This is a genomic window from Williamsia sp. R60 (assembly GCF_054063855.1).
Genome location: NZ_JBSSGR010000001.1, coordinates 1,393,904 through 1,415,065 on the forward strand (window position 1 = coordinate 1,393,904; position 21,162 = coordinate 1,415,065).

Consider the following 21,162-nt stretch of genomic DNA (forward strand, 5'->3'; position numbering starts at 1 on the left):
GTGACTACTTGACATAACTCTAAGCCTGTGGTTTAGGTTGAGGGTTTTCGTCCCGGTGGGTGCGAGCAGCAGAGCCAGATGGTTCGGATCGAAACAAAAGGAAGGCGAGCGCTATGACGCCCCCGCACAACTACCTTGCCGTGATCAAGGTCGTCGGTATTGGCGGCGGCGGAGTCAATGCCGTCAACCGCATGATCGAACAAGGCCTCAAGGGGGTCGAGTTCATCGCGATAAACACCGACGCACAGGCCCTGCTGATGAGCGACGCCGACGTCAAACTCGACGTCGGCCGCGACTCCACGCGTGGCCTCGGCGCCGGTGCCGATCCCGAGGTGGGACGCCGCGCCGCCGAAGATGCCAAGGATGAGATCGAGGAACTGATCAAGGGCGCCGACATGGTGTTCGTGACCGCGGGTGAAGGTGGCGGCACCGGAACCGGTGGCGCTCCTGTCGTCGCGAGCATCGCCCGCAAACTGGGAGCACTCACGGTTGGTGTCGTGACCCGCCCGTTCTCCTTCGAGGGAAAGCGTCGCGGTGGCCAGGCAGAGGTCGGTATCGCCGCGCTGCGTGAATCATGCGACACCCTGATCGTGATCCCGAACGATCGGCTGCTCCAGATGGGAGATGCCGCAGTCAGTTTGATGGATGCCTTCCGCAGCGCCGACGAGGTTCTCCTCAATGGTGTGCAAGGCATCACCGATCTGATCACCACGCCTGGTCTGATCAACGTCGACTTCGCCGACGTCAAAGGTGTGATGAGCAATGCAGGCAGTGCCCTGATGGGCATCGGTTCAGCGCGGGGAGAGTCGCGGGCGACCAAGGCCGCCGAGTCGGCGATCAACTCGCCGCTGCTCGAGGCCTCCATGGAAGGTGCTCACGGCGTGCTGATCTCGATCGCCGGCGGAAGCGATCTCGGCCTGTTCGAGATCAATGAGGCAGCGACGCTGGTGCAGGAAGCCGCACACATCGACGCGAACATCATCTTCGGCACGGTCATCGATGACAACCTCGGCGACGAGGTGCGGGTTACGGTGATCGCCGCCGGCTTCGACAGTGGTTCGCCCGCACGCAAACCCGTCGAATCTGCTGCGACTGCTGCAGCACGTACGAGTGGCTCGGTCGGTTCGGCACGCGCCGGGTCGGTGTCGGCCGGTGGCACCACCGAACGGCGTGATCCGCTGTTCGCGCAGGTGCCCGCCGGTGACCCCTTCGCCGACGACCGCTCGTCGCGCAATGGCTCGTCGCGTCCCGCTCACGGTCTCGACGAGGCCGACGACGAGGTGGATGTCCCACCGTTCATGAAGCGCTGAGCCCCGCAGTGGGGATACGGATCAGGCGGGTTGTCACCGCCCGGTCCGGTGGTGTCTCCACCGGTCCGTACGCGTCGTTCAACCTCGGTGATCATGTGGGCGACGATCCGGATGCGGTGCGCCGCAACCGGGTTCGACTCGCCGAGAAGATCGGCGTGGACCCGGCGCGCATGGTGTGGATGGAGCAGATCCACAGCCGTAACGTGACCCGGGTAGACGAGCCGGTGACGGGCGCAGTGCCTGCCACCGATGCGTTGATCACCACCACGCCCGACCTCGCGTTGGCCGTCCTCAGTGCTGATTGCGTGCCGGTGATGCTCAGTGACGAGACAGCGGGTGTGATCGCCGCGGTGCATGCAGGCCGGGTCGGAGCGCGCATCGGGATCATCCCCCGCACGCTCGAGGCCATGGAGGAAGCCGGCGCCAAGGTCAGCCGGATCGGTGCCTTCCTCGGCCCCGCCGCCAGCGGTCGTCAGTACGAGGTGCCCGCGCAGATGCAGGCCGATGTCGAAAAGCACCTCCCCGGTAGCGCGACCCGCACCGCCAAGGGGACTCCCGGACTGGACCTGCGTGCGGGGATTCGCCGTCAGCTCCTGTCCTCGGGCGTCTCGGCGGTGGCCGAGGACCCGCGGTGCACCATCGAGGATCCGGCGCTCTTCAGTCATCGCCGCGACAATCCCACCGGCCGGCTGGCCTGCGTGATCTGGATGGACAGTGGCAGTGCCTGATCAGGAGTCGGTATCTCCTGCACGGGCGTCGCAACTGGCGGCCAATCTGGCCAGCGTCCGCCGGCGCGTGGACGAGGCGTGTGTCGCGGCCGGTCGTTCTCCCGCCGATGTCGCACTGCTGCCGGTGACGAAGTTCTTCCCTGCGGCGGACGTGCTGGCGCTGATCGAGGCCGGCGCCACCGAGTTCGGTGAGTCCCGGGAACCCGAGGCCGGCCGGAAGGCCGAAGATGTGCGAACCGCCACCGGCCGCACGGATCTGCGCTTCCACATGATCGGTCAACTGCAGCGCAACAAGGCCAAGTCCGTTGCGCGCTGGGCTGATCGAGTGCATTCGGTGGACAGCCTGAAGTTGGCGCACACCCTCGACCGCGCCACCGGCGTCGCCCTCGACAATGGTGACCGCGCTGCCGCGTTGGAAGTGCTGATTCAGGTCGGCCTCGACGATGACGAGGCGAAAGGCCGTGGGGGAGTGGCGGAAAGCGACCTCGCCGGGCTGGCCGAGTCGATCGCCGAACTACCCAACCTGGTGCTGTGCGGGCTGATGGTCATCGCTCCGCTGCACGGTTCGGCGGACCGCTGGATGGCGGAGTCAGAACGCATCCACCGCGATTTCGTGGCGCAGCACCCCGCGGCGCGAGAGCTGTCCGCCGGTATGTCGGGAGACCTGGAGATCGCAGTGCAACACGGATCAACCTGCGTGCGTGTCGGTACCGCGATCATGGGGGACAGGCCGCTAATCTCGCCATAACGGTTAGTCACATCAGTAACAGCGACAACACGACTAACAGTGGCAACAGGACTGCAGGAGTTGTCGAGTACCGGCCGCGGCTGAAAGAGGAATTGCGATGAGCACCATCCACAAGTTCAAGGCGTACTTCGGCATGGTCCCTCCCGGTGACTACGAAGACGACTACCTGGACGATCCCGCTCCCGCGCGGTCGCGCCGCTACGAGCGCGACTACCGCGACGAGCCCGACTTCCGCGAAGGCGATTACCGCGCCGAGTACCGCGACGACGTGGACGACCGCGACTACCGCGAAGCCGACTTTCGGGACGGCGAGTACGAGCGCGTTCCCGAGTACGCCTACGCAGGCGCCCGGCGTCCGCAGTTCGAATCGATTGACCGTTACGCTGCTGCCCCAGCGCCGGCACGGATGACGGGCCGCCTCGAACCGCTCGCCACACGCACGGTCGGCACCCGGCCCTCCGCAGTCGGTGGCCCCTCCACCCGCGGCGCCCTCGCCATCGACCCGCGCGCAGAACTCGATCGGGTCTTCGAAGAAGGCAACCCGCTCGGCAAGATCACCACCCTGCGGCCCAGCAGTTACGCCGAGGCGCGCACGATCGGCGAGCGGTTCCGCGACGGTAGCCCCGTGATCATGGATCTCGTTGAGATGAGCAACGCCGACGCCAAGCGACTCGTCGACTTCGCCGCCGGTCTCGCGTTCGCGCTGCACGGCTCGTTCGACAAGGTGGCCACCAAGGTGTTCCTGCTGGCTCCTGCCGACATCGATGTCTCGCCCGAGGATCGCAAGAAGATCGCCGAAACCGGTTTCTACAACCACCAGTAGGTCGGCCCACGGGCCCGCCGGCCTGTCGTTTTCACATCCGGGACCGAAATCGGGCAGAGTTGTGGCGTGACGATCGCACGCGAGATTATTTACTACCTCCTTTTCATCTACTGGCTGCTTCTGCTCGGTCGGTTGGTGATCGAATTGGTGCGAACCTTCGCCCGGGAGTGGCGACCCACCGGAGCCTCGGTGGTGGTCATCGAAACTGTCTTCACCACGACAGACCCACCCATCAAGGCCCTGCGCCGAATTCTGCCGCCGATCCCGCTCGGACCTGTTCGCCTGGACCTCTCGCTGATGATCACGATGATCGTGGTCCTCATCGCGATGTCGTTGGTCGCCGCCTAGCCGGATTCGACCGCGGGTCGTACCCCCGGATGGCAAGCGGGGGCATTAGTATCGAGTAGGTTGATAACGAACGGGTCACAAACTCGGGACGCGCCGAAGTAAATGGTGCGTTTTGACACCCGTTTGATTTCGACATAGCAACCAAAGGGTGCGACGAACGGTTCTAGTGTGACAGGATGGACGCCAGTTACAGGCTAGATGTCGATCGTGAATAATATGGCTGACTGATCCATGATCTGGGTCGCGTCAGAAGTGGAATTCATGGGCGGTGACTACGCCAGCCAGCACCTCCAGACAAGCAGACCAATGTTCGACACAAGGTATAAGGGGACCGACCAATGCGGCTGACACCAGCTGATGTGCACAACGTCGCGTTCAGCAAACCGCCGATCGGTAAGCGCGGCTACAACGAGGACGAAGTCGATCAGTTCCTCGACTTCGTAGAAGCTGAACTGGCGCGTCTGATCGAAGAGAACTCCGACTTGAAGCAGCGCGTCGAGGAGCTCGAAGGCGAGGTGGATCAGGCCAAGAAGTCTGCGCCCGCGCAAGAGCCGGCGACACAGACCTTCGCCAAGCAGCAGCCCCCGGCCCCCGAGCCGGTGGCGCAGCAGCAGCCGCAGCAGTCCTCCAACGAGGACCAGAGCATCCGGGCAGCCCGCGTGCTGGGCCTGGCCCAGGAGACCGCGGATCGTCTGACCAACAACGCGCGCAGCGAGTCCGAGGCCATGGTTGCCGACGCACGCGCACGTGCCGATGCCCTCGTCGGCGACGCCCGCTCGAAGTCCGAGGCGATGCTGAGCGATGCCCGTCAGCGTTCCGAGGCGATTCTGGCCGACGCGCAGTCGCGCGCCGAGACCCAGACCCGGCAGGCGCAGGAGAAGGCCGACGCTCTGCAGGCCGACGCCGAGCGCAAGCACACCGAGATCATGGGCACGATCAACCAGCAGCGCTCGGTACTCGAGGGTCGAATCGAACAGCTCAAGACGTTCGAGCGTGAGTACCGCACGCGGCTCAAGACGTACCTCGAATCCCAGCTCGAAGAGTTGCAGCAGCGTGGAAGCGCCGCACCGGTGGACAACGCACGTGGTGGCGACGCTTTCTCGTCCGATCCCGGCAATGGTGGTTTCACCAACTCCGGCGGATTCAGCAAGCCGAACAACTGATTTTCGTCGGGGTCTGATCCGTGCTGGTGCTGGCGCTGGGCGCCACCCTGGTGGGATTCGTCCTGCTGGTGGCGGCGCTGATCAGCGGGATCCTCTGGCTCGCGGTCGCGTGCATCGTGGTGTGCGTGATCGGAGTCGGATTCCTGCTGGCAGACCTGATCGGGCTCGGCCGCCGGTCGAACTCTGATCAGGCCGACCACGACGCCCGGGCAGACTCGGGCGGGGACGACCAAGCAGACCCCGGGTCAGCCGATCAGGTGCGAGACCAGAGCGGGCATCAGCAGGACTCGGATGCACAGGGTCATTTGGGTGCGCAGGGTCACCGGTATGACGATGACCCGCCCACCGAGGAAATACATCTCGACAAGCCGCGTTAAACTTGTCATCAGCGTTGATCCGGCCATCACCGGGGAGCTCTCGGAAGAACAGGATCGCCCTGGCGGTCCCCAGTAGAACCGGGCGGGTGAGGCCCGTCAACGCCTCGACGATTACCGGCGTCTCGCCGGCAGATCGACCGAGTGGCGTCCCACGGACGCAAGCGGGGTGGTACCGCGGCCGATGATTAATCGGTTCGTCCCCGTGCCAGGCAGCAAAGCCGACGCACGAGGAGACGGTAGTGACCACACAGGACCCGATATCAGCCCCATCGACGAGTGGCTCAGCAACTCGCGTGTACCCGCTGGTCGATCTCACCGGGGGAACCAAGGCCGGAGCGCCGTCTTTTCCCGATGTCGAGAAGCGAGTGCTCGACTATTGGCAGGCCGACGACACGTTCCGGGCCTCGATCGACAACCGTGCCGACGCGCCTGAGTTCGTCTTCTACGACGGGCCTCCCTTCGCCAACGGGCTACCGCACTACGGTCACCTCCTCACCGGTTACGTGAAAGACCTCGTTCCGCGTTTCCAGACCATGCGAGGCAAGAAGGTCGATCGCCGCTTCGGCTGGGACACCCACGGCCTGCCTGCCGAGCTGGAGGCCGAACGCCAGCTCGGGATCACCGACAAGTCCCAGATCGAGACCATGGGCGTCGCGAAGTTCAACGACTACTGCCGCGCATCGGTGCTGCGTTACACCGACGAGTGGCGGGAGTACGTGACGCGCCAGGCCCGATGGGTCGACTTCGACAACGACTACAAGACCCTCGACATCGACTTCATGGAGTCGGTGATGTGGGCGTTCAAGGCACTCCATGACAAGGGCCTGATCTACCAGGGCTACCGCGTGCTGCCGTACTCCTGGTACGAGCAGACTCCGTTGTCGAATCAGGAGAGCAAGCTCGACGACGCCTACAAGATGCGCCAGGATCCGGCTGTCACGGTGCGAATGACCCTGCGTCCCAGCGATACCGGTCCTGCCGCGCTCGACGGGGTGGAAGCCCTGATCTGGACGACCACACCGTGGACACTGCCGTCGAACCTGGCCATCGCCGTGAATCCGGAGTTCGAATACAGTCACGTTCGCGGAGAGGACGGGCAGCAGTACCTCCTCGCCACCGCGTTGCTCGGCAGCTACGCACGTGAGTTGGGTTCGGAGCCCGAGGTTCTGGGGACCTACCGAGGTGCCGAACTGGAGAACGTGCACTACACCCCGCCGTTCGACTTTTTCGCGGATCACGAGGGGGCGCACCGTGTTCTGCTGGGCGACTACGTCACCACCGACAGCGGTACCGGAATCGTCCACCTCGCACCGGCTTTCGGTGAAGAGGACATGGAGCTCGCGACCGCGTACGGCATCGAGGTGGTGCAACCACTGGATGCGGGCGGGCGATTCACGAGCCTGGTCGCTCCCTATGAGGGCCTGCAGGTCTTCGACGCGAACCCGGTGATCATCAAGGACCTCAAAGCCGCGGGCAAGATCCTGCGCCACGAGACCATCGAGCACTCCTATCCGCATTCATGGCGGTCGGGCAAGCCGTTGATCTACATGGCGGTGCCCTCGTGGTTCGTCGCGGTCACCACGTTCCGCGACCGGATGGTGGAGCTCAACAAGCAGATCGAGTGGTCGCCGGAGCACATCCGGGACGGCCAGTTCGGTAAATGGCTCGAAGGGGCCAAGGACTGGAACATCAGTCGCAACAGGTACTGGGGTGCGCCCATCCCCGTGTGGGTGTCCGACGATCCCGAGTACCCGCGGGTCGACGTGTACGGCAGTCTCGACGAGCTCGAGCGCGACTTCGGCGTGCGTCCCGACAACCTGCACCGCCCGTTCATCGACGAGCTCACCCGCGCCAATCCTGATGATCCGAGCGGTGAATCGACGATGCGACGGGTTCCGGAAGTGCTGGACTGCTGGTTCGAGTCCGGTTCGATGCCGTATGCACAGGTGCATTACCCGTTCGAGAACACCGATTGGTTCGAGGGAACGGACTCTCTACCGGGACACAGTCCGGGTGACTTCATCGTCGAGTACAACGGACAGACGCGCGGATGGTTCTACAACCTGCACGTCCTGTCGACCGCACTGTTCGACCGCCCGGCGTTCCGTACCGTTGCCGCCCACGGCATCGTGCTCGGCGACGACGGGCAGAAGATGTCGAAGTCGAAGCGCAACTACCCCGACGTGAACGAGGTGTTCGACCGTGACGGCAGTGATGCCATGCGGTGGTTCCTGATGGCGTCTCCCATCCTGCGTGGTGGCAACCTGGTGGTGACCGAGCGCGGCATCCGCGAGGGTGTTCGGCAGGCGTTGCTACCGCTGTGGAACGCCTACAGCTTCCTGCAGTTGTATGCGGACCGGCCTGCGCAGTGGAGTACCGGCTCGACCAATGTGCTCGATCGGTACATCCTGGCCAAGGCGGCCGCCACTCGCGACGTGATGACCGGCCAGATGGAGACCTATGACATCGCGGGCGCGTGTGACGAGTTCCGTCACTTCTGCGATGCGCTGACCAATTGGTATGTGCGCCGGTCGCGTTCGCGTTTCTGGGCGGGCCAGGACGACGCGCCAGAGGCCTTCGACACGCTGTACACCGTGCTCGAGGTGGCCTGCCGCCTGGCGGCGCCGCTCCTGCCGCTCGCCACGGAGGCGATCTGGCGGGGCCTGACCGGAGGTCGCTCCGTCCACCTCACCGATTGGCCGACCGACGACGAATTGCCGGCCGATCCTGATCTGGTTGCGGCGATGGACGATGTGCAGGCCGTCTGCTCGGTGGCGTCGAGTCTGCGCAAGGCGAACAAGCTCCGGGTGCGCCTCCCGCTGCCGTCGTTGACCGTCGCATCCGCCGATGCCGAGCGGTTGAGGCCGTATTCCGATCTGATCGCCGACGAGATGAACGTGAAGTCGGTGCGTCTGACCGACGATGCGGACCAATACGGCCGGGTCGAGCTCGCGGTGAACGCCAGAGTTGCCGGACCCCGTCTGGGCAAGGACGTCCAGCGCGTCATCAAGGCGGTCAAGGCCGGCAACGTCACGATCGACGAGCGTGATGGTGTCGATGTGGTCAGCGCCGACGGCATCGAGCTGCTCGAAGGTGAGTACACCCGCAAACTCGTTGCAGTGCAGCCCGAGTCGACCGCAGAGCTGCCTGCCGGGGCGGGTCTGGTGGTGCTGGACACGTCCGTCACCGAGGAACTCGAGGCCGAGGGCTGGGCCAAGGACCGCATCCGCGAGCTGCAAGAAGCGCGTCGTGCGGCAGGTCTGGATGTTTCCGACCGCATCCGCGTGACACTCGCGGTGCCCGACAACCACGTCGAGTGGGCGCAGCGGCACCGCGATCTGATCGCCGGGGAAGTTCTTGCGGTCGAGCTCGACCTGGTGGCCGGTCACGACGGCAACGCCGCCGGCGAGTGGGTGGCCTTGGGTGACGGTGTGCAGGCGACGCTGGTGAAGGCGACCACGGCCGGTTAATCACCCGTCGACTGGTCGCGGCCGAGTCCGATCCGATCGAGTACGCCGCCGATCTGGAGGTCGAACAGGACCTTCAGATCGGTCGGCGGTTCGGATCCGAACTGGCCGAACACTTCCAGGCTCGTCAGCCCAACCGTGGTGGTCCACAGCAGGATCGCCGTATGAACGTGCTGGTCGTCGATGTCGAGGGCGAACTCGTCTCTGATCGGTGCGAAGCCGGCACCTGGTAGGTCGCCATAGCTCGGTTGATCTCCGATCCGCCCGGCAGATGCCGCCTGCTGCAACGTCTTCAGCAGCAGGCCGACTACGCGAGTGCCCGGCTCGGTGGTCAGTTCTGCGGGTGCCTGGTAGCCGGGCACGGGGCTGCCGTAGAGCAGTGCGTAGCGGGCCGGTTCGGCCACTGCCCATCGTCGGAAAGCTTGGCAGCTGACCATCAGTCGTTCCCGGAATGCGTCCGGGGCGGCCGATTCGTGGGCTTCCGCCACGTGATCTGCCAGCTCGGTGTACGCATCCACCACCAGCAGCGTCAACAACTGGTCGCGGTTGGCGACGTACCGGTAGACGGCGGACGAGACCAAGTCGAGGTCGCGTGCGATGGCACGCAGCGACAGCGCCGCAGCGCCATATCTAGCCAGATGATCTCGGCCGAGTTCGAGGATGCGTTCCTGCGTGCGGGCGCGGGCCATCGCGCGCGGTGTCGACTCCGTCGCGGTTTTCTCTCGGTGCGGCGATTGCGGGGGCACCCGACCATCCTCACACAGAAGAGAGCAGTGCTCTTGCATTTCTGGCGACGGGGGCGCACACTCGGAGAAACAGAGAGCAGTGCTCTCATCAACTCGAGAAACCCAGGAGCCACCATGACCGCCGCGACCCACTACAACAAGCCTGGTAAGTCCGTTGCCGTGTTCAACTCGGTTGTCGCGTGGATGGCCGACCGTGGGATCACTCTCGCCGGCGCCCGCACGCTCGAGGTCCGCGGTCGCAAGACCGGTGCGATCCAGCGCATCCCGGTGAACCCGTTGCGCCTGGACGGTCGCACATTCCTGATCGGTGCTCGCGGAGAGACTCAGTGGGCGAGGAATGTGCGGGCGTCGGGGGAGTGCACACTGCGCGGTGGCCGGACTTCGACGACCTACCGCGTCACCGAGCTGGCCCATGCGGACAAGCCGCCGGTGCTTCGCCCGTATCTCAAGCGCTGGGGCTGGGAGGTTGCGTCGTTGATGCCCGTCAAGATCTCCGCAGACTCGAGCGATGACGAACTGACCGCTGCGGGCCCGGCCATTCCCGTGTTCGAGCTGACGCCGGTGCACGTCCCCTGATCCGCCGAACGGGGCATACCATCACTGTGTGCGGGTGCAGGACGGGAACATCAGTTCCCGGTGGGTGATGCATATCGACATGGATGCGTTCTTCGCATCTGTCGAGCAGCTCACCCGTCCAACACTTCGAGGCCGCCCGGTGCTGGTCGGGGGACTGGGCGGCCGAGGAGTGGTCGCCGGCTGCAGTTATGAGGCGCGGGTTTTCGGTGCACACTCGGCAATGCCGATGCACCAAGCGCGTCGACTGGTCGGTCCGGGCGCCGTCGTCCTCCCGCCCCGCGGATCCGTCTACCGGGCGGTGAGCCTGCGGGTCTTCGGCCTGATTCGCGCCCAGGTTCCTGTCATCGAGATGTTGTCGTTCGATGAGGCTTTCGCCGAGCCGGTCGAACTGGCAGGCGCGTCGGCCGACGTCGCCGCAGCATTTGCCGAGCGCCTCCGGGCCCGTATTCGGGACGAGCTGGGCTTGGCCGCCTCGGTCGGCTCCGGGAGTGGCAAACAGATCGCAAAGATCGCGTCGGGTATGGCAAAACCGGACGGTGTGGTGGTGGTGACGCCGGGGGAGCAGCGCGAGTTCCTCGCCCGGCTGCCCGTGCGCAAACTGTGGGGCATCGGCCCGGTCGCCGGGGAACGACTGCAGCGCTTGGGAATCGACACCATCGGAGACCTCGCGCGAATGTCGACGCTGGAGGTGTCGTCGGTTCTCGGTGCCACCGTCGGGCCCGGGTTGCACCTGCTGGCCCAGGGGATCGATGACCGGCCGGTCGCTGAACGGGCATCGGCCAAGCAGATCAGCGCCGAATCGACGTTCGCCGAGGACATCACCGACCTCGGGCATCTACGCGGTGCTGTCGAGCGGGCTGCGACGTCTGCGCATCGGAGACTGCTCGCCGATGGGCGGGGCTCGCGCACGGTGGTGGTCAAGCTGAAGAAGTCGGACATGTCGGTGCTGACCCGGTCGACCACTCTTGCGGCTGCGACCACCGAGCTGCCCGTACTCGCTGCAGCCGCGCAGCGCCTGGCGTTGGACCCCCAGGAGATCGGGCCCATCCGCCTTGTCGGCGTTGGTTTCTCGGGACTGACCGCGGTGCAGCAGTTTGCGATGTTCCCCGAGCTCGACTCCACTTTCGAGGCCCCAGAGTCAAGCGCGGAATCGACAACGGAGGAGATGTACCACCCGGGCGGTCGCGACCCCAATGCCGACCGGCTGCGTTGGACCACCGGCAACGATGTGCACCATCGCGAGTACGGGCACGGGTGGGTCCAGGGCAGCGGTCACGGCCGGGTCACGGTTCGATTCGAAACACGAAGTCGCGGTCCGGGATTCGCCAAGACGTTCTCGCTGGACGATCCGCATTTGGAAGTGGCAAATCCGCTGCTCAGCCTGGATTGGCCGGAAGAACATCTCCGGTTCGCGAATGAGGATGAGTAGCGGTCACTGCTCGACGGCTGTATGCAGGTGGACAAACACGGCATCGGTCACCATGGCGTCGAGGTCTGTCTCGAACACGTCGAGCGCGCGAGTCGCGGTCAGCGTGGCAATTCCGTGTATCGACGCCCACAGCAACAAGGCTCGGCTGCTCGCCTGGTCGCGCCCGACAACGGTCGCGACCAGCCCCTCCACGGTCGTGAGCATGGGGATCGTCGTGCCGCGCAGGTTTTCGCCTCCACCTTCGAGTAGATCGTGGCGGAACAGCAGTTCGAACATCCCGGGTCGGCATGCGGCGAAATCGACGTAAGCGCGAGCCATCGCTGACAGTGTTGTGTTCGGTGAAGTAGACGGTTCCGAATCTGACTCCGCCATAGCTGTTTTCAGATCGTCCAGGCCGGCCGCTGCGATTGCCGCCAACAGGCTCCGGTGAGTGGGGAAATAACGCCTTGGCGCTCCGTGTGACACGCCCGCGTGTCGCGCAATCGATCTGAGTCCGACCGAAGCGAGCCCCGCAGAGTCGACGAGTTCGATGCCTGCCTGCACCAAGAGCGCTCTTGTATCTGGAGGATCCGCCATGTAGACAGTGTCTACCAACGGTGTAGACATTGTCTACAAGAGGAGGTCGATTCATGTGGTACTGGATTTTCAAATATGTCTTGATCGGTCCCTTTCTGCGGCTCGTCGCGCGTCCAAGCGTTGTCGGGTTGTCGAACTTCCCTCCGACCGGACCTGTGATCGTGGCGGCGAACCACTTGGCGGTGGTCGACTCTCTGCTGATGGTTCTCGTGTTGCCGCGCCGGGTCACCTTTGTCGCCAAGGCGGAGTACTTCACGGGCACGGGTATTCGTGGCTGTGTGCAGCGGTGGTTCTTCTCGGCCACCGGGCAACTTTCCATTGACCGCCGAGGGGGTGCCGCAAGCGTTTCCGCACTCGATGAAGCTGTTGCCATCGTCGGTGCCGGCGGCGTGTGGGGCATCCACCCGGAGGGCACGCGATCGAGAGATGGGCTGCTGCACCGGGGGAGAACCGGCGTGATGCGTGTCGCCTTGGCGACGGGTGCGCCGGTTGTGCCTTTGGCGCTCAAGGGAACCGACCGCGTGAACCCTCCTGGCGCGCGGCTGTGGCGGCCTGGCAAGGTGGACGTCGTAGTCGGGCAGCCCCTTGTCTTGTCCCAGTTTTCGGCCGATAGTTCAACGGATGTACGTGAGGCCACGGACCATCTGATGGCGGCCCTCTCGCGATTGTCGGGCCAGCAGTATGTCGACAGCTACACGCAGCGCGCTGCGTGAATGGTCCTCTACCAACACATTTGATTCTCTTTCGCGGCGGGTGCGGGGCTGAAATGGGGTCGAACATGTGTTCGACAATGTCGGATTCTGTTGGTAGACTTGGTGAAAGGGGTTCGAGGGCTGGGGGGCTTGTCGATGAGTGATTCGGTGACGGTGGATCCACCGCCGGTTGCGTTGTTGGTGGCGAAGTATGGCCAGTTGCAGGATGTGTTGGCTGACATTGCTGCCGCGTCAGCAGCTGATGTTGATGATGTGCAGGTTGCTGAGTTGGTGCGGGTGAACGAGAGGGTTGTTCGGGCACTTGCGTTTCAGGGACTCAAGCGGTTGCAGGAGGTGAATGATCGGGGCTTGTTTCGTAAGGCTGGTCATTCGACGTTGCATCGGTTTGTGATGAGTGAGTTGCGGGTGTCTCGTGGTGATGCCTCGTCACGGTTGAAGGCACTTGATGCTGCTGGTGTGTTGTTGTCGATGCAGGGTGAGGCGCTGTCACCGAAGTGTCCGGCGGCCGCGCAAGCGTTGGCTGAGGGTGCGATTGGGTTGGCGCATATGGATGTGATGCTCAAAGTTCGCGACAAAATCCCGCACAAGTCAGCACCGGAAGTGTATGACGTGGTCGATGCCTGGATGACCGACAACGCCCGCACCCTGGGACCCACCGAACTCGAAGTCTGCGGGCGAGAAGTCCTGGCGCGGGTTGATCCGGACGGATCACTCACCGACGACACGGATCGTAAACGCAACCGTGGTCTATCTGATGGTCCGCAAGGGTTGGACATGATGGCCAAAATCACCGGCAACCTCGACCCTCAGACATTGGCACTGTTTCGGACGGTGATGGATGTGTGGGCCGCACCAGGGATGAACATCCCGGACGATCCGAACTCACCCGTGGGTGCCGTCGACGACCCGAGCATGGACGCGGCGGTCATTGAGGTTGCGGCAGAGCGTGATTCGCGGAGCAGGGCGCAGCGTCAGCATGATGCGTTCAAAGCAATCCTGAAGACCATCCTCGAGTACAAGCTGTTGGGTACTTCGCATCGTGGCCTGCCGGTGCAGGTGATCATCACCATGACCAAACAACAACTCGACGAGGCCGCAGGTATCGCCCATACCGCTACGGGAGTAGACGTACCAGTCAGCGACGTTCTCGAACTCGCGGCGCGGGCGGATTGGTCGTTGGCGGTGTTCGCCAACCACACCGCAGACGTCCTCTACTTCGCCCGCGCCAAACGCACCGCCCAACAAGGCCAGCGGATGGCGCTATTCGCTAAAGACCGAGGCTGCACCAGCCCAGGCTGTCGTAACCCGATTTCCTGGACCGAAATCCATCACACCACTGCCTGGGCCGATGGCGGCTTGACTGACATCGACGTGCTAGCGCCCGCGTGTCCGCCTCACCACAAGATGATCGGGCCTGGCAAGGATCAGTGGCAGACGTCATGGTCACCGACGGCCCCGACGCCGGCCGAGTCGCCTGGATCCCGCCGAAGTACATCGACCCTGAGCAACAACCGCGGATCAACCGGGCCCACCACGCTGATCACACCATCGAAGCGGCGTGGCAGAACATCATCGCCGAACGCCAAGCGGCACTCAACGAACGCCAAGAACGCCTGCAGCTTTAGCAAGACAACCGGGCCGAGTCAATGGCGAACCCAGACAGTGACGACACGGGTGACTGCGACGATTCAACAATTCTCTCCGAGTAGCAGTCGGCCAGGCGCAACAGAGGGATCAGCATTTGCTCTGGGGCTGGACGTCTACTCGGCGGCGAAAAACGCCGCGACATGGGAGTGCCCTGCGCCACCGGCGAGCAACGCCTGCAACGCAATTCGCGCCTGGGGCCCCCGCAACCACGGCGAGATGATCGCGCCACGGGCGGCCAGATCAACAGCGCCGCCACCGCCGCCGTATGTCGCGACGATCTCTCCCCGCGGAACCCGGGAACACACGACCACCACAACGCCACGGCCGATGGCGTCGGCCACCGCATCCACCACCCGAGGGTGCGTGTTACCGGAACCCGTGGCTACCAACACGATTCCCGACGCGCCCGCGCCCGCGCACCAACCAATGATCGAGGGGTCGGCGCCGGGATACAACATCACGATGTCCACCCGCGTGCTGGCGATGGAAGTCGGCGTGAGCAGAGGCCGGGGGAGATCCGGGCGCACGGTGGCAAAAGGTACATCGGCGGCACTGTCGAACTTGGCGGTGCCACGAGCCGGTACCAGCGAGCCGCCCATTGCGATGAGAACTCCGCGGTCGCGAGACAAGGGATCGGCCGCCGCAGCGATGGCAGCAGACAGGTTCGCGGGACCATCGGCGTCAGGTGAATCCGCCGGACGCTGGGCCCCGGTCATGATCACCGGCCGGGGGTCGGCGTGCATCAGATCGATGAGCATCGCCGTCTCCTCCATGGTGTCGGTGCCGTGGGTCAGCACCACGCCCGTCACCGATGGATCCTCGAGCTCGGCCGCCACCGCCGACCGCACCGCGTCGAGGTCCTCCGGCAACAGAGACGAGGAATCGAGGTGGAGCACCTCGCGGGTCCGAAGCTCGACGCCGGCTTCGGCACTGCCCGCCACCATCTCTTCAGCTGCCAGCGCCGGACGCGCGCCATCGGCAAATCGGCGACTGGCGATGGTGCCACCAGTGGTGAGAATCGACACCAGAGGTTGTGTTCTGACCACGCCGCCAGCTTCGACGGCTTCACCGCTATGCGTCAACTCGACATGTTTTTGGCATAGTGGGGCAGGACCGACGGCCCAAGCGGCCGACCGACTAGTTCTCACTGCCTCCATTTCGGTGGTAGCGGTGACAATGAGTAAGGACGGATTTTGAAGCTTCGCAAGTTCGTGACCGCCGGCGTCGCACTATGCGCCTTTGTTTCCATCGCTGCCTGTTCAGATGACGGCGGTAGCAGCGACCCCACGACCACCACGACGACCTCCACCACCACGGAAACCGGACCGAGCGGCTCCGCAGGCCCCGACGGCCTCACCGACCCCAAGAAGCCGCCGACGGCCGCCGCGCTCAACGACATGTTGAAGGTTGCGCTCAACCCTGACATCCCGAATACCGAGAAGACCGAACTCGTCGAGGGATCGGATGCGGATCCGGAAATCTTCGACAAGCTGATCGCGGGTATGAAGGCCAACCCCGACGTCACCTACGAGATCGTCGCCCCCGTGCGTCCCGCCGGAGCCAACCAGGCCAAGGCCAACGTGAAGATCAACTTCCCCGACCAGCCGCAGACGCAGGTCGAGGCGCTGATCGCCTATAACGAAGGACGCTGGAAGCTGTCGAAGACGACGGTGTGCCTGCTGCTCAGCGGAGCCAACGAGAAGAGCCCGATGTGCCCAGCAACTAGCTGACACCCACATCAGAACCAAAAGCGCCGCAGACGACATGTCGTCTGCGGCGCTTTTTTGTGTCGACGTCAGTTGGCCGGCGACCACGCCGAATCGAAGCCGAGCAGCTGACTGAACGGTTGTGCTCCCTCGGCACCGACGAGGGTCCGGCCACCAGAGATCTTCAGCTGGCCCGAAATCGGCACGCCCCTGGCCAGGTCGATCACCACTGAACCGGCCCCCGTCATCGAGTAGGCGTCGATGGTCAACACGCCACCGTCGGGGAGCCGAAACGCAGAGTCGGTGGGCGACTCGTCGATGCTGTAGTCGATGGTCAGCCGCTCGCCCTCGCGGGCGGTGAGAGTGGCGGTGATCGTCTGACGCACCGTCGCCCCGGCGTTCACCGTCCGAACGGCCTGCCAGCGCGCCCCGACCCCGATCGGCTCGGTCGGCAGGGTCACAGACCGCTGCAGCGTCGCGACCAGCGCTTCTTCGACGGCCTGGCGGGCACTGTCGTCGGCTTTCTCGGTCGGTAGTATTCGCAGGGAGATGGGCGCCACGCCGGGCCCGATGCTCATGCCCGCGCGCGAGCCGTTCTGGGCCTCGAGCGCCTGGTCCAGGGCAGTGTCGGGGGAACCTGCATCTCCGATCCGGAGATCGATGTCTGTTGCGTCCGTGCAGTTGACCCTGACCGTCATCGGCAGATCGACCGTGGTCGCGCCCGAGTCGGCATCCTGCTGCCCGGTCGCAGAAGCAAACGTGGACGTGGTGACCAACTTCGCCGACTGCGCGGTCCCGCGATCGAATCCCGCGACCGGCACCGACCTGGGCTCGGCGCCGTTCGTCTCCACCGTGACCTTCGCCGGAGGCACCGGCAAGAGCGCCGCAGAGCTGGAACCCGCCGTCGAATCGGTGGCGCACCCCGACGGCGGCGGAGGCGGCGGTTCGTCATCGGAACCGCAACCGGCGAGCCCGATCGCCACAACCGTCACCGCGGAGATCACAACCGGCGTGCTGAGCAGACGGGACGACAGGGGGCCGGAGGTGGCGCGGGCCAGAGCTGGATGGGACACGGCAGCCAGCGTATCGACCGGGTCGTGGATGATGGACAGGTGACAAGCGAGAAAGGGTCCAGACCGTCGAGCGAACCCCGGCCGTCGAACGAGCCCACGCCCTCCCCGGCCGACAGCACGACGGGCAACCCCACCCGTCCCAGGATGTGGCTGATCCTCTTGGTCGTGGCGGTCACCGTGCTGGTTGCCGACCTGATCACCAAGATCGTCGCGGTCGCCCTGATCGAACCCGGCGACCCGGTGGAGATCATCGGCGACACCGTCACCTTCAAGCTCGTACGGAACAGCGGCGCCGCATTCTCGATGGCCACCGGATATACATGGATCCTCACGCTGATCGCGCTCGCCGTGGTCGCCGGGATCATCCGCTACAGCCATCGGCTCGGCTCGATCTGGTGGGCGCTCGGTCTCGGTCTGGTGCTCGGCGGTGCGCTCGGTAACCTGATCGACCGCATCTTCCGGGCCCCAGGCCCGTTGCGCGGCCATGTGGTCGACTTCATGTCGGTGGGCTGGTGGCCCGTGTTCAACGTTGCCGACTCCGCCGTGGTGTGCGGCGCGATCGGTCTGGTGGTGCTCACCCTGTTCGGATTCGAGTTCGACGGAACGCGTTCGGGTGGAGCAAAAGACGCCGAGGACCCTGTCCGGACCGGCTCCGATTCCGACACCGCGACCGGCTCGACTCAGAGCGACCGTCAGGCACCTGATGCGTGAATCACGATCGATGCCGATCCCGGACGGGATCGACGGAATGCGCACCGACGCGGGCGTTGCCCGCATGCTCGGATTGTCGAGGACGGTGGCGGCTCAGCTCGCCGACGACGGGGACATCAGCGTCGACGGTTTGCCGGTCGGCAAGTCGCACAAGCTTATCGGCGGTCAATGGCTCGAGGTGCTGTTACCGGCACCGGCCCGCGTGCTCACCATCGAGGCCCAGCCGGTCGAGGGCATGGAGATCATCTACTCCGACGACGACATCGTGGTGGTCGACAAACCGGTCGGCGTAGCGGCGCACGCGTCGGTGGGATGGACCGGACCTACGGTGATCGGTGGACTGGCTGCCGCGGGTTTCCGGATCTCCACATCCGGGTCGCACGAACGGCAGGGCATCGTGCACCGCCTCGACGTCGGCACATCCGGGGTGATGGTCGTCGCCACGTCGGAACGGGCCTACACACTGCTCAAACGGGCGTTCAAGCAGCGAACTGTGGACAAGCGCTATCACGCTGTGGTGCAAGGTCATCCGGACCCGCCCACCGGCACCATCGACGCCCCGATCGGTCGCAGTCGCGGCAATGACTGGAAGTTCACGGTGTCCGCGTCGGGCAAGCCCAGCATCACCCACTACGACACCATCGAGATGTTCCGCGCGGCAAGCCTTCTCGACGTTCATCTGGAAACGGGGAGGACGCACCAGATCAGAGTGCACTTCTCGGCTCTTCATCATCCGTGCTGCGGCGACCTCACCTACGGTGCCGATCCGGTACTGGCCAAACGGCTGGGGCTGGAGCGTCAGTGGCTGCACGCCCGCGCACTGTCGTTCGCCCACCCCTCCGACGGTCGTCTCGTGGAGTTCACCAGCCCATACCCCGACGACCTGCAGCATGCGCTTGATGAATTGCGTGCCGGCTAGCAGGTGAACGTCGCAGCTCGCACCACCGTCGTGGCGGTCGCCGTCCTGGTGTTCGTCGTCGGAGGCCTCTATGTGGTCGGGCGGCTCAACCCTGCGCCGACCGCCCCCGTCACCACCGACATCTTGGGTCCGGAGAACGGCGAGCAGGTGTCGGACTACATCGCTCGGGCCACGCGCTCGCTAGAAGCGACGACCTCACCGGACTCGGCACGCTGGGCCCTGGTGTCGTTGTCGGCGCCGGTGAGTGTCGGTGCAGCGTGGGATCTGGTCGGTTCCAGGCCACGGGTCATGCTGTCGCAGAACATCTTCAACGTGCCGATTGATCGCGTGCAGACGCCCACCGTGGTGGTGCCGGCCGGCAACACCAGCGAGTCGTTCGCCGCGTCGTCGGTGGTGGGCGCACAGGCCGTGATGAGTCGGACACCCGGTACGCCGAGAGCCGAGCAGGTGAACGAGGTCGCGACCCGACGGCTGCAGGCGAGCTGCTCATGCCTGATCGGAATCGTCGTACGGGCAGATGTCGGGCAACTCCGATCGATCGCCGGGGAACCGGGTGTCCGCGCGGTCCAGGCACTGCCCCCTGATGCGCTCGCCGGCTTGTTCACCGTCATCCCGCTGCTGCCCGCTGCCACCACGGTGGTCGGTCCGGGGCCCGACGATGGCGAGGTCCCGGCCGCCTAGGTCGTTATATGGTGTCTTCCGAAGACGGCCCTCCCGCGGACGGAGGCCGGTTAGGGGAGATCATGTTGCAGCCGGGATCCTGGATAGCGGGGTACCGGGTGGAGCGCGCTCTCGGTAGTGGCGGTATGGGCGCCGTCTACCTGGCTAAACACCCCGAACTTCCCCGCAGCGATGCCATCAAGGTCCTCGGCGAACAGGTCGGCGCCGACGAACAGTTCCGCAAGCGCTTCCTGCGCGAGGCCGAGGTCGCGGCGGGGCTGGATCATCCCAACATCGTCACCATCTACAACCGCGGCCGCAACGACGGCATGCTGTGGATCGCAATGCAGTACGTCCCCGGCACCGACTGCGCGCAGGAACTGCATCGGGCGCAGGAGAAGGCCGGTTCGGACGTCGGTCTGCCCCCTGAGCGCGTGGTGCGGATCGCCGGTGAGATCGCCAGAGGACTCGACTACGCCCATCGCAAGGGTTTGCTGCACAGGGACATCAAACCGGCCAACATCCTCCTCTCGGAGGTGGAGAGCGACCAATACGGCGACGGGATCGAGCGGCGCTACTCGCTCCAGGATGACGAGCAGCGCGTGCTGCTCACGGATTTCGGTGTGGCGAAGGCAGCAAACGAAACGGAGTCGCTGACCGTGGTGGGCACCGTCCTCGCGACACTGTCGTACGCCTCACCCGAACAACTCAAGGGCCAGCCCGTCGATCCGCGCACCGACCAGTACTCGCTGGCCGCCACCGTGTTTCATCTGATCGCGGGCCGGGTGCCCTTCCGTGGCGACAGCACGGCAGACGCGATCAGCGGTCATCTGAGCAAGCCGGTCCCCAAGCTCTCGGAACTGGTTCCGTCGGTGCCGCCTGCCGTGGACTCGGTGATCGCGAAGGCCATGGCCAAGGAAGCCGATGACCGATTCGCGAACTGCCGCCAATTCACCGATGCGTTGCTGTCTGCGTTGCGGCAGGCAAACGGGCCCGTCGGATACCCGGCCCAGGCGGCACACCGACCCATCACCTCCACGCCGCCGCCGATGCCCATCGCACGCCCTGACGCCGGAACGCCCCCGACCCACCAGCGGTTTGCGCCGTCACCGCCCCCGCAGCATCTTGTCTCCCAGCAGTACGGTCAGGGATTTCAGCACACCCCGGCCCCCACGGCTCATGGGAGGTCCGTGCACCCGCAGTCAGGCCAAGGCACTGCCGGACACGACACCGGTGCGCCGTCGGGTTCCAATGCGGTGATGATCGCGCTGCTCGTAGGACTGGTGGTGGTGGCGATCGCGATACTGATCGCCATCCTGCTCGTGGCCTGAGTTGTCACATCAGCACCATGCGTCACCACTCCGGGAGGCGTCGGACGCGCCTGCCCGCCGGCGTCGGTACCCCCGCCTAGACTGAAGACCTTGCGTCACGGCCCCGTCTCC

At 64.9% G+C, this 21,162-nt stretch carries 21 protein-coding genes and 2 pseudogenes; 18 read left to right on the top strand and 5 right to left on the bottom strand.

The window, feature by feature from the left end; genetic code table 11:
- Positions 1 to 113 precede the first annotated feature (113 nt).
- From ftsZ to ileS, 8 genes are all read left to right on the top strand, one after another.
- Positions 114 to 1,310 carry a cell division protein FtsZ gene (gene ftsZ / locus ACVWY6_RS06275; protein ID WP_400727430.1) on the top strand — a complete coding sequence of 399 codons (1,197 nt, stop codon included), beginning with the start codon at positions 114 to 116 and terminating at the stop codon, positions 1,308 to 1,310.
- Between the two features lie 14 nt (positions 1,311 to 1,324).
- Positions 1,325 to 2,038, top strand: coding sequence for a peptidoglycan editing factor PgeF (gene pgeF / locus ACVWY6_RS06280; protein ID WP_400729276.1), 714 nt, complete (start codon positions 1,325 to 1,327; stop codon positions 2,036 to 2,038).
- Positions 2,025 to 2,786 (top strand): YggS family pyridoxal phosphate-dependent enzyme, encoded by a 762-nt coding sequence (locus tag ACVWY6_RS06285; protein ID WP_457536719.1) that lies wholly within the window; start codon positions 2,025 to 2,027, stop codon positions 2,784 to 2,786. The genes pgeF and ACVWY6_RS06285 overlap by 14 nt, the downstream gene beginning before the upstream one ends.
- Positions 2,787 to 2,883: 97 nt before the next feature.
- Complete coding sequence (locus ACVWY6_RS06290; protein ID WP_030171398.1) at positions 2,884 to 3,609, top strand: cell division protein SepF; 726 nt, start codon at positions 2,884 to 2,886, stop codon at positions 3,607 to 3,609.
- Between the two features lie 66 nt (positions 3,610 to 3,675).
- Positions 3,676 to 3,957, top strand: coding sequence for a YggT family protein (locus ACVWY6_RS06295; RefSeq protein WP_023961068.1), 282 nt, complete (start codon positions 3,676 to 3,678; stop codon positions 3,955 to 3,957).
- A gap of 338 nt (positions 3,958 to 4,295) precedes the next feature.
- On the top strand, positions 4,296 to 5,120 hold the full coding sequence (gene wag31, locus ACVWY6_RS06300) for a DivIVA-like cell division protein Wag31 (RefSeq protein WP_457536722.1): 825 nt from the start codon (positions 4,296 to 4,298) through the stop codon (positions 5,118 to 5,120).
- Positions 5,121 to 5,140: 20 nt separating this feature from the next.
- The gene (locus tag ACVWY6_RS06305; RefSeq protein WP_457536724.1) at positions 5,141 to 5,497 is read left to right on the top strand and encodes a hypothetical protein; all 357 of its coding nucleotides are present in this window, start codon (positions 5,141 to 5,143) and stop codon (positions 5,495 to 5,497) included.
- A gap of 239 nt (positions 5,498 to 5,736) precedes the next feature.
- Complete coding sequence (ileS, locus tag ACVWY6_RS06310) at positions 5,737 to 8,967, top strand: isoleucine--tRNA ligase (RefSeq protein WP_457536725.1); 3,231 nt, start codon at positions 5,737 to 5,739, stop codon at positions 8,965 to 8,967.
- Here the strand turns inward: ileS and ACVWY6_RS06315 are convergent.
- The gene (locus ACVWY6_RS06315) at positions 8,964 to 9,710 is read right to left on the bottom strand and encodes a TetR/AcrR family transcriptional regulator (protein ID WP_457536727.1); all 747 of its coding nucleotides are present in this window, start codon (positions 9,708 to 9,710) and stop codon (positions 8,964 to 8,966) included. The two genes, ileS and ACVWY6_RS06315, sit on opposite strands and share 4 nt — an antisense overlap.
- 114 nt (positions 9,711 to 9,824) lie before the next feature.
- Here ACVWY6_RS06315 and ACVWY6_RS06320 point away from each other — a divergent pair, with 114 nt between their 5' ends.
- Together ACVWY6_RS06320 and ACVWY6_RS06325 are read left to right on the top strand one after the other, a co-directional pair.
- Entirely contained in the window at positions 9,825 to 10,286 is a 462-nt protein-coding gene (locus ACVWY6_RS06320) for a nitroreductase/quinone reductase family protein (RefSeq protein ID WP_062799509.1), read from the top strand.
- Positions 10,287 to 10,353: 67 nt separating this feature from the next.
- Positions 10,354 to 11,715: a DNA polymerase IV gene (locus ACVWY6_RS06325; protein WP_457536922.1), complete on the top strand. Its 1,362-nt coding sequence runs from the start codon at positions 10,354 to 10,356 to the stop codon at positions 11,713 to 11,715.
- A gap of 3 nt (positions 11,716 to 11,718) precedes the next feature.
- On the opposite strand, the gene ACVWY6_RS06330 is transcribed toward ACVWY6_RS06325, so the two are convergent.
- Together ACVWY6_RS06330 and ACVWY6_RS06335 are read right to left on the bottom strand one after the other, a co-directional pair.
- The gene (locus ACVWY6_RS06330; RefSeq protein WP_232232906.1) at positions 11,719 to 12,033 is read right to left on the bottom strand and encodes a TetR-like C-terminal domain-containing protein; all 315 of its coding nucleotides are present in this window, start codon (positions 12,031 to 12,033) and stop codon (positions 11,719 to 11,721) included.
- A 99-nt stretch (positions 12,034 to 12,132) separates the two neighbouring features.
- Positions 12,133 to 12,321, bottom strand: a pseudogene (locus ACVWY6_RS06335) (TetR/AcrR family transcriptional regulator); the annotation flags it as partial.
- A gap of 23 nt (positions 12,322 to 12,344) precedes the next feature.
- Between ACVWY6_RS06335 and ACVWY6_RS06340 the strand changes: the two are divergent.
- The 3 genes and pseudogenes from ACVWY6_RS06340 (at position 12,345) to ACVWY6_RS06350 (ending at position 14,629) form a co-directional block, all read left to right on the top strand.
- Positions 12,345 to 13,004 (top strand): lysophospholipid acyltransferase family protein, encoded by a 660-nt coding sequence (locus ACVWY6_RS06340; RefSeq protein WP_457536728.1) that lies wholly within the window; start codon positions 12,345 to 12,347, stop codon positions 13,002 to 13,004.
- Positions 13,005 to 13,139: 135 nt separating this feature from the next.
- A pseudogene (locus tag ACVWY6_RS06345) lies at positions 13,140 to 14,219 on the top strand (DUF222 domain-containing protein); the annotation flags it as partial.
- Positions 14,220 to 14,431: 212 nt separating this feature from the next.
- Complete coding sequence (locus ACVWY6_RS06350; RefSeq protein WP_457536730.1) at positions 14,432 to 14,629, top strand: hypothetical protein; 198 nt, start codon at positions 14,432 to 14,434, stop codon at positions 14,627 to 14,629.
- Positions 14,630 to 14,764: 135 nt separating this feature from the next.
- On the opposite strand, the gene ACVWY6_RS06355 is transcribed toward ACVWY6_RS06350, so the two are convergent.
- Positions 14,765 to 15,697 carry an asparaginase gene (locus ACVWY6_RS06355; protein WP_457536732.1) on the bottom strand — a complete coding sequence of 311 codons (933 nt, stop codon included), beginning with the start codon at positions 15,695 to 15,697 and terminating at the stop codon, positions 14,765 to 14,767.
- Positions 15,698 to 15,844: 147 nt separating this feature from the next.
- Here ACVWY6_RS06355 and ACVWY6_RS06360 point away from each other — a divergent pair, with 147 nt between their 5' ends.
- The gene (locus ACVWY6_RS06360) at positions 15,845 to 16,381 is read left to right on the top strand and encodes a hypothetical protein (RefSeq protein WP_457536734.1); all 537 of its coding nucleotides are present in this window, start codon (positions 15,845 to 15,847) and stop codon (positions 16,379 to 16,381) included.
- 65 nt (positions 16,382 to 16,446) lie between these two features.
- Here ACVWY6_RS06360 and ACVWY6_RS06365 read toward each other — a convergent pair whose 3' ends face one another.
- A complete protein-coding gene (locus ACVWY6_RS06365; RefSeq protein ID WP_023961047.1) occupies positions 16,447 to 17,430 on the bottom strand; it encodes a hypothetical protein in 984 nt (327 codons plus the stop codon).
- On the opposite strand from ACVWY6_RS06365, the gene lspA reads away from it, so the two are divergent.
- From lspA to ACVWY6_RS06385, 4 genes are all read left to right on the top strand, one after another.
- The gene (gene lspA, locus ACVWY6_RS06370; RefSeq protein WP_457536736.1) at positions 17,422 to 18,141 is read left to right on the top strand and encodes a signal peptidase II; all 720 of its coding nucleotides are present in this window, start codon (positions 17,422 to 17,424) and stop codon (positions 18,139 to 18,141) included. The two genes, ACVWY6_RS06365 and lspA, sit on opposite strands and share 9 nt — an antisense overlap.
- Positions 18,134 to 19,060 carry an RluA family pseudouridine synthase gene (locus ACVWY6_RS06375; protein ID WP_457536738.1) on the top strand — a complete coding sequence of 309 codons (927 nt, stop codon included), beginning with the start codon at positions 18,134 to 18,136 and terminating at the stop codon, positions 19,058 to 19,060. The genes lspA and ACVWY6_RS06375 overlap by 8 nt, the downstream gene beginning before the upstream one ends.
- 3 nt (positions 19,061 to 19,063) lie before the next feature.
- Complete coding sequence (locus tag ACVWY6_RS06380; RefSeq protein ID WP_457536740.1) at positions 19,064 to 19,741, top strand: hypothetical protein; 678 nt, start codon at positions 19,064 to 19,066, stop codon at positions 19,739 to 19,741.
- A 62-nt stretch (positions 19,742 to 19,803) separates the two neighbouring features.
- The gene (locus ACVWY6_RS06385) at positions 19,804 to 21,051 is read left to right on the top strand and encodes a protein kinase domain-containing protein (RefSeq protein WP_457536924.1); all 1,248 of its coding nucleotides are present in this window, start codon (positions 19,804 to 19,806) and stop codon (positions 21,049 to 21,051) included.
- Positions 21,052 to 21,162 lie beyond the last annotated feature (111 nt).